The sequence below is a fragment of the Streptomyces sp. AcH 505 genome, assembly GCF_000818175.1.
Classification (GTDB): domain Bacteria; phylum Actinomycetota; class Actinomycetes; order Streptomycetales; family Streptomycetaceae; genus Streptomyces.
Genome location: NZ_JTIY01000001.1, coordinates 6,472,126 through 6,481,583, shown reverse-complemented (window position 1 = coordinate 6,481,583; position 9,458 = coordinate 6,472,126). Strand labels below are relative to the sequence as shown.

Below are 9,458 nucleotides of genomic sequence, written 5' to 3'. Positions count from 1 at the left end.
CGGCTGCGGGTCCCGCCGGGCTGTGGGCGAGGCGGCGTACGAACACGCCGGAGGCGCGTACGGCGGCCTCGCTCTCGTCCGTCGTGCCGGCCAGGACGCCGCGCAGCCGGCGTGCGGCGTGCGAGTCGAGCTGTTCGGGCAGGTCGACGCAGCCGCCCCAGCGGTCGGGGTGTTCGAGTGCGACGACACGGCCGAGGCCCCAGACGGCGGCCTGGTCGAGGCTGACGGCGTGTTCGGAGCGGCCGACGGAGACGGCGCCCCGGGTGACGTTCCACAGCGGCGCTTCGATCCCCGCGTCACCGAGCGCCTGCACGGCGGCGGTCGTCAGGGTCAGGGCCACGGGTACGCCGGTGTGCGCGGCGCGTTCGCAGTCGGCGAGGGCGAGCAGGGACAGGACGCCCGCGAAGTCGCCCTCCTCCTCGCCGGTCCGGGTCAGTCGCGCGGCGAGCGCGGCGCGGTCGGTCTCGGCGACCTCGACCGTGACGGTGTCCGTCCCGAGCGCGCGGACGACATCGGCGGACCAGTCGGCGTCCTCGATCCGGGCGGGGGTCAGGACGAGCCAGCGCCCTGCCAGGGCGGCCGGCGCGGCTGCGGCGCTCTGCGGCTTCCAGGTGACGCGGTAGCGCCAGGCGTCGGCGGCCGACTCCTCGCCGCGCCGGCGCCGCCAGGCGGTGAGGGCCGGCACCATCGCGGTGACCGTGTCGTCGTCCAGGCCGAGCGAAGCGGCGAGCGACGTCACGTCGTCCCGCTCCACCGCCGACCAGAACTCGGCGTCCAGTGTGTTCTGCGCCGTCGGCGGTCCTGCCGTTTCGACAGCGGCCTCGGGCCAGTACCGCTCGCGCTGGAAGGCGTAGGTCGGCAGCTCGACCCGGCGTGCTCCGGTGTCCGCGAAGAAGGCGGACCAGTCGACGTCGACACCGTGCGCGTGGGCACCGGTCAACGCGGTGATCACGGACCGTACTTCGGGCCGGTCGCCGCGCAGCAGCGGAAGGAGCGCGGTGCGCGCCGCGTCGGGCAGGCTCTCGCGGGCCATGCCGCAGAGCACCGCGTCGGGGCCGAGTTCCAGGAACGTACGCACACCGCCGCGCTCGGAGAGCCAGCTCACGCCGTCGGCGAAGCGGACGGCGCTGCGGACGTGTCGGACCCAGTACTCCGCCGAGCACACCTGCTCGTCGGTGGCGAGTTCGCCGGTCACGTCGGAGACGAAGGGAATGGCCGGAGCGTGGTACGTGACGCCGCTCGCGATCCGGCCGAAGTCGTCGAGCATGGCGTCCATGAGCGGCGAGTGGAAGGCATGGCTCACCCGCAGCCGCTTGGTCTTGCGCCCCTCTGCGGCGATACGCGCGGCGAGTTCGACGACGGCGTCCTCGGCTCCCGCGACGACCACCGACGCCGGCCCGTTGACGGCGGCGATCGACACCTGGTCCTCGACACCGGCCAGCAGCGGAAGGACCTCGTCCTCGGCGGCCTGGAGCGAGATCATCGCGCCGCCCTCGGGCAGTGCCTGCATCAGCCGGCCGCGCGCGGCGACCAGGGCGCACGCGTCCGCCAGGGAGAGCACCCCCGCGACATGCGCCGCCGCCAGTTCACCGACGGAGTGCCCGGCCAGATAGTCGGGGGTCACACCCCACGACTCGGCCAGCCGGAACAGCGCGACCTCGACGGCGAACAGCGCGGGCTGCGCGTACTCGGTCCTGTCGAGGAGCGCGGCCTCGGGCGACTGCGGCTCGCTGAACATGATGTCGCGCAGCGGCCGGTCCAACTCACCGTCGATCCGGGCCAGTACGGCGTCGAAAGCGTCCGCGAACGCGGGGAACCGCTCGTACAACTCCCGTCCCATGCCGGGGCGCTGGCTGCCCTGACCGCTGAACAGGAACGCGGTACGGCCGCGTCCCGTGCCGCCCTGGACCACGCCGGGGCCCGGCAGTCCGTCGCGCAGGGCCAGCAGCCCGCGCAGCAGTTCGTCGCGCTCCTCCGCCACGACGGCGGCCCTGCGGTCCAGGCTCGACCGCGAGGTGGCCAGTGAGAAGGCGAGGTCGGTGAGGTGTGCTTCGGGCCGCTCCTCCACGAGGGAGAGCAGCCGGCCGGCCTGGGCGCGCAGCGCCGCCTCGCTCCGGGCGGAGACCAGCAGCGGCACGACGCCGGGCCGGGGTTCGCGGTCGGGCGCGGCCTGCTCGGCCGGCTCCTCCGGGGGCGCCTGCTCCAGGATGGTGTGCACGTTGGTGCCGCTCAGCCCGAAGGACGAGACGGCGCCACGCCGGGGCCTGCCGGTCTCGGGCCAGTCGGTCTGCTCGGTCAGCAGGTCGATGGCGCCGGACGACCAGTCCACGTGTGAGGACGGCGCGTCGATGTGCAGGGTCTTCGGCACGATGCCGTGCTGGAGCGCCTGGACCATCTTGATGACGCTGGCGACACCGGAGGCCATCTGCGTGTGGCCGATGTTGGTCTTCACCGAGCCGAGCAGCAACGGCCGCTCCGGGTCACGGTCCTGGCCGTACGTGGTCAGCAGGGCCTGCGCCTCGATCGGGTCGCCCAGCGCCGTACCGGTGCCGTGGCCCTCGATGACGTCGACCTCACCGGCCTCCACCCCGGCGTTGGCGAGCGCCTGCCGGATCACCCGCTGCTGCGAGGGGCCATTGGGCGCGGTCAGCCCGTTGGAGGCGCCGTCCTGGTTGACGGCGGAGCCGCGCACCACGGCCAGCACCTGGTGGCCGTTGCGCCGGGCGTCGGACAGGCGCTCCAGCAGGACGAGGCCGACGCCCTCGGCGAGCGTCATGCCGTCGGCGGCCTCGGCGTATGCCTTGCAGCGGCCGTCGACCGCGAGCGCCCGCTGCCGGCTGAAGCCGACGAAGGCGCTGGGGGTGGACATGATGCTGACGCCGCCGGCGAGCGCGAGGGTGCTCTCGCCGTTGCGCAGCGACTGGCAGGCCAGATGGAGCGCGACGAGCGAGGACGAGCAGGCGGTGTCGAGGGTGACCGCGGGGCCCTCGAAGCCGAAGAGGTAGGAGACCCGCCCGGAGAGGATGCTGGAGAGCGTGCCGGTGATCATGTGGCCTTCGGAGCCCTCGGCCGCGTTGGCCACCCCGGACGTGTAGTCCTGGTAGCTGGCACCGATGAAGGTCCCGGTGAGACTGGAGCGCTGGGAGACCGGGTCGATCCCGGCGTGCTCGAAGGCTTCCCAGGACGTCTCCAGCAGCAGCCGCTGCTGCGGGTCCATGGCCACCGCTTCACGCGGCGAGATACCGAAGAATCCCGGGTCGAAGTCGGCCACGTCCTGCAGGAAGCCGCCCTGCACCGAGTACGTCCTGCCCGACCGGTCGGGGTCGGGGTCGTACAGCCCGTCTGCGTCCCAGCCCCGGTCGGCGGGGAAGCCGGAGATGGCGTCCGCGCCGTTCAGGACGAGCTTCCACAGCTCCTCCGACGAGGTCACCCCGCCGGGGTAGCGGCAGCTCATACCGATGATGGCGATCGGGTCGTCGTCGACAGGGGCCGACGGGGCGACGACCGCGGTGGCACCGGCCGTGCTCTGCGCCCCGGCCAGCTCCGACCGCAGGAAACCGGCCAGCGCAGCGGGGCTCGGATAGTCGAAGACCATCGTCGTCGGCAGCGTGAGACCGGTGACGGACGCGAGACGGTTCCGCAGCCCGACGGCGGTCAGCGAGTCGAAGCCGACGTCACGGAAGGCGCGCCCGTCGGGCAGCGCGTCGGCGGAGGTGAGGCCCAGCACGGACATGGCCTCGGCGCGGACCACTTCGAGCAGCAGCCGCTCCTGCTCGGCGGCGGACAGCGCGCGCAGCCGCGCCACGAACTCGCCCTCCACGACGGTGCCTGTGGCCTCGTCGGCGGCCTCGGTGAGCTTGCGCACCTCGGGCACGTCGGAGAACAGGGTGGTGGGGCGGCTCGACGTGAAGACCGGGTAGTACGTGTCCCAGTCGACGTCGGCGACCGCGATCACGGTCTCGTCGTCGTCCAGGGCCCGCTTGAGACCGCTCAGCGCCAGCTGCGGGTCCATGAACTCCAGGCCGCTGCGGCGGATCTGTCCCGGGTCGACCCGGCCGATCTTGAGGTCGTCGGACCAGATGCCCCAGGAGAGCGACATCGCACGCAGCCCGCGGGCGCGGCGGTGGGCGGCGAGCGCGGCCAGGTAGGCGTTGCCCGCCACGTACGCGGCGTGCGCGCCGCTGGCCCACATGCCGGCCGTGGATGAGTAGAGGACGAAGTCGTCCAGGTCGTCGTCGTCGAGCAGTTCGTCCAGGACCTGTGCGCCGACGACCTTCGCGTGCATGACGTCGGAGAAGGATTCCATGCTGGTCTCGGCGAGCGAGTGCAGCTCGATGAGCGCGGCGGTGTGCACGACGGTACGTACGGTGCGTCCGTCGGCCTTCAGCTCCGCCAACAGCGCGGCGACCGCGTCCCGGTCGGTCACGTCGCAGCCGACGACGGCCGCTTCTGTACCCAACTCGGCCAGTTCGGCGACGAGTTCGGCGGAGCCCGGCGCTTCTGCGCCGCGACGGCTGGTCAGCACCAGATGCTCGGCGCCCTGTCCGGCCAGCCAGCGGGCGAGATGCGGGGCGAGGGTGCCCGAGCCGCCGGTGATCAGCGTGGTGCCGCGCGGCTTCCAGTCACGCGAGGGTCCCTGCCGGCCGGCCGCGGCGCGGACGATACGGCGCGTGAAGACACCGGAGGCGCGGATGGCGAGTTGGTCCTCCTCGCCCAGTGCGCCCGCGAGGGCGGAGACGAGCCGCGAGGCGGCCCGCTGGTCGAGGACCGGCGGCAGATCGATCACACCGCCCCAGCGCTGCGGATGCTCCAGCGCCGTCGTCCACCCCACCCCGGCCACCTGCGCCTGTACGGGAGACGTCACCTCGTCGGAACGGCCGGTGGAGACGGCACCTTCGGTCAGGAACCACAACGGCGCCCCGGTCTCCGTGTCGCCGAGGGCCTGGACCAGCGAGACGGTGAGGGCCAGACCGAGCGACAGACCCGGGTAACGCTCCCCCGGCTGCTCGGCGGCGGCGAGTACGGACACGATCCCGGCGATCTCGTCGGTCTCCGCGTCGGTCTCAGCCAGCCGCTGCGCCAACACCGCACGGTCGACACAGGACTCGTCCAGCACCAACCGCCGTACGTCTGCGCCCGATCCGGCCAACGCGCCGACGACACCTTCGTCGTCGATGCCCTCGGCGGACACCACGAGCCATTCACCCGAGAGGGATTTCGACGGGACGGTACTCACCGGGGACCACGAGGCCCGGTAGCGCCAGGAGTCGACAGTCGAGCGGTCGTGACGCGACCTGCGCCAGGACGACAGCGCCGGCAGCACAGCCGCCACCGCACCCTCGTCCGTACGCAGCGTCGAGGACAGCGCGGACAGATCCTCCTGCTCCACCGCCGCCCAGAACTCCGCGTCGGCCGGGTCGGTGGCGCCGGCGTTCTCCGGCACCGGCGGTACGGCCCACAGGTGTTCGTGCTGGAAGGCGTAGGTCGGCAGGTCCACACACCGGGCGCCGGTGCCCGCGAACACACCCGCCCAGTCGACATCGACACCCCGCACGAACACCTCGGCGGCCGACAACAGGAACCTCGACACACCACCCGTGTCACGACGCAACGTCCCCGTCGCCACAGCGGGTTCACCCGCATCATCGATCATGTCCTGCACCGACATCGTCAGCACCGGATGCGAACTCACCTCGACAAAGGCACGATGTCCCGCCTCCAGCAGGTCACGTACGGAGTCCGCGAACCTGACCCGCTGCCGCAAGTTGCGGAACCAGTACCCGGCGTCCATCTCCTCCGTATCCAGCCACTCGCCGGTCACCGTGGAGAAGAACGGCACCTCCGAAACACGCGGCCGCACCGGGCCCAGCACGTCCAGGAGTTCGTCACGCAGATCCTCCACCTGTGCGGAATGCGACGCATAATCCACCGCTACCCGACGCACCCGGACCTCTTCGCCCGTCAACTCGGCCGACAGCTCGTCCAAAGCCTCGGGCTCACCCGAAACCACCACCGAACGCGGCCCGTTCACCGCGGCAACCGACACCCGACCCGACCACGACTCCAGCCGACCCTCCACCTCCGCCACCGGCAACGCGACGGACATCATCCCGCCACGCCCCGCGAGACTGCGGCCGATCGCCTGGCTGCGCAGTGCCACCACCCGCGCACCGTCCTGGAGGGACAGCGCCCCGGAGACGACGGCAGCCGCGATCTCGCCCTGCGAGTGGCCGACGACGGCCGCGGGCTCTACGCCGTGCGAGCGCCACAGCGCGGCCAGCGACACCATCACCGAGAAGGAGGCAGGCTGCACCACATCCACCCGCTCCAACGGCGGCGCACCCACCCCACCACGCAACACATCCACCAACGACCAATCGGTGAACTCGGCCAACGCGGCCGCACATTCAGCAATCCGCTCCGCGAACACCGGCGACTCGTCCAGCAGGCGAGCCCCCATCCCCACCCACTGCGACCCCTGCCCCGGGAAGACGAACACCGTCTCCCCCTCCACATCGGCCACACCTCGGGCCACCACGGACGACGGTCCGTCGTTCTCGACGGCGCGCAGGGCGTCCAGCGGGTCCGCGTCCTCGGCGGGGACCACCACGGCCCGGTGCTCGAAGACGGAGCGGGACGCGACGAGCGAGAAGCCCACGTCGAGCGGGCTCGCGGCGGCTCCGGGGCCCTCCACGTACGACAGCAGCCGTCCGGCCTGCTCGCGTACGGCGGAGGCGGTACGCCCCGTCAGCAGCCACGGCACCACACCGCCGGCGACCGGCACGGGCTCGTCCGTGGGCTCGGGCGGCTCGGTCACGTCCTCGGCCGGGGCCTGCTCCAGCAGTGTGTGGGCGTTGGTGCCGCTGATGCCGAACGACGACACCGCCGCACGGCGCGGCCGGCCCGTCTCGGGCCACTCCACCGCCTCCGACAACAGACGCACCGCACCCGACGACCAATCCACATGCGACGAAGGCGACTCCGCGTGCAACGTCCGGGGCAGCACCCCGTTCCGCAACGCCATCACCATCTTGATGACGCTCGCGACGCCCGCTGCGGACTGGGTGTGCCCGATGTTGGACTTGACCGAGCCGAGCAGCAGCGCGCGCTCCGGGTCGCGGTCCTTGCCGTACGTGGCGAACAGCGCCTGCGCCTCGATCGGGTCGCCGAGCGGCGTCCCCGTACCGTGCGCCTCCAGGGCGTCGATGTCCCCGGGATTCAGCCGGGCGTTGGCCAGGGCCTGCCGCATCACCCGTTGCTGCGAGGGGCCGTTGGGCGCGGTGAGTCCGTTGGACGCGCCGTCCTGGTTGATCGCCGAGCCGCGGACGACCGCGAGGACGGGGTGGCCGTTGCGCCGGGCGTCGGAGAGCCGTTCGACCAGCAGGATGCCGACGCCCTCGGCGAGCGTCATGCCGTCGGCGTCGTCGGAGAAGGCCTTGCAGCGGCCGTCCTGGGCGAGGGCCCGCTGCCGGCTGAACGCGACGAAGGGGGCGGGTGTGGTCATGACCGTGGCGCCGCCTGCGACGGCGAGTGTCGACTCGCCGTTGCGCAGGGACTGGCAGGCCAGGTGCAGGGCGACCAGCGAGGAGGAGCAGGCGGTGTCGACGGTGACGGCGGGGCCTTCGAGCCCGAACACGTACGAGATGCGCCCGGAGAGCACGCTCGGGCTGCTGCCGGTGACCATGTGGCCCTCGGCGCCGTCGCCCGCGCCCATGCCGTAGTCCTGGTAGCTGGATCCGATGAAGGTACCGGTGAGACTGCCGCGCGCGGCGGCGGGGTTGATGCCCGCGCGCTCGAAGGACTCCCAGGTGGTCTCCAGCAGCAGCCGCTGCTGAGGGTCCATCACCAGTGCCTCGCGCGGCGAGATTCCGAAGAACGTCGGGTCGAACTCGTCGGCCTCGTGCAGGAATCCGCCCTGCGTCGAGTAGGTCTTGCCCGACCGGTCCGGGTCGGGGTCGAAGAGTCCCTGGGTGTCCCAGCCCCGGTTGACGGGGAATTCGCTCACGGCGTCGGCGCCGTTGGTGACGAGGTCCCACAGCTGCTCGGGCGAGCCGGCTCCGCCGGGGAAGCGGCAGCTCATGCCGATGATGGCGATGGGCTCGTCGTCGGCCGCCAGGGTGGCGACGGGCCCTGCCACCTCCAGCACGGCGCCCAGGATCTCGGAGCGCAGATACCGGGCCAGCTCCAGCGGGGTCGGGTAGTCGAAGACCATCGTGCTCGGCAGCGTCAGGCCGGTGACGGTGGACAGCCGCTTGCGCAGCTCGACGGCGGTCAGGGAGTCGAAGCCGATGTCGCGGAAGGCACGGCTTTCCGGTACGGCGTCGGCGGAGGTGTGTCCCAGCACGGCCGCCGCCTCGTCGCGGACGAGGCCGGCCAGCAGCCGGTCCTGCTCCGGTTCGGCCAGGGCGCGCACGCGCGTGACGAACTCGGAGGCGTCGGGGTCCGTTTCGCGCTCGGCGGCGCTCGTCAGCGCCCGGACCTCGGGCAGTCCCGCGAGCAGTGCGCTGGGCCGCCCCGAGGTGAAGACCGGCGCGTAGCGGTCCCAGTCGACGTCGGCAAGTGTGACGGTCACGTCCCGCTGGACGACGGCGCGGCGCAGTTCGGTCATCGCGGGACCCGGGTCGAGGAGTCCGAGGCCCTGTCGCCGCAGGCTGTCGGACACCGTCTCGTCGGTGGCCATGCCCGCTTCGGCCCAGGGGCCCCAGGCCACGGAGGTGGCGGTGAGTCCGCGGGCGCGCCGGTCCTCGGCGAGGGCGTCCAGGTAGGCGTTGGCCGCGCCGTACGCGCTCTGGTGCCCGCTGCCCCAGACGCCGGCGATCGAGCCGAAGAGGACGAACAGGTCGAGTTCGCGGTCGCCGAGGAGGGCGTCGAGATGGGCGGCGCCGGCCAGTTTGGCCGAGGTGAGTTCGGCGAAGTCGGGAAGGCCGAGCTGGTCCAGCGGTCCGAAGTGGCCGACTCCCGCGGTGTGCACCACGCCGGTCAGCGGCAGGTCGGACGGGACGCCGTCCAGTACGGCGGCGAGCGCGTCGCGGTCGGCGACGTCGCAGGCGACGACGGAGACGGCGGCGCCCAATTCCTCCAGCTCCGCGCGGAGTTCGGCGGCGCCGGGGGCGCCGGGGCCGCGCCGGCTGGTGAGGATCAGGTGCTCGGCGCCGGAACGGGCCAGCCAGCGGCCCACCTCGGCGCCGAGGCCGCCGGTGCCACCGGTCACGAGCACGGTGCCGTGCGCGGTGAACTCAGCTGCCGAGGGCAGCTCTGCGACGGTGTGCCGGGCGAGCCGCCGGCCGAGGACGCCGGATGCGCGCAGCGCCACCTGGTCCTCGCCGTCGGGGGTGTCCTTGGTGGCGAGGATGCCGGCCAGCCGCTGTCCCGCCTGCTGGTCGAGTGTGCCCGGCAGGTCGATGAGACCGCCCCAGCTCTGCGGGTGTTCCAGGGCGGCGGCCCGGCCGAGCCCCCAG

The 9,458-nt window shown here is 72.7% G+C and carries 1 protein-coding gene; it reads right to left on the bottom strand.

Annotation, left to right across the window (positions count from 1 at the left end):
- On the bottom strand, positions 1 to 9,458 hold a 9,458-nt coding region (locus HY68_RS44185), incomplete at both ends, for a type I polyketide synthase (RefSeq protein ID WP_198533361.1).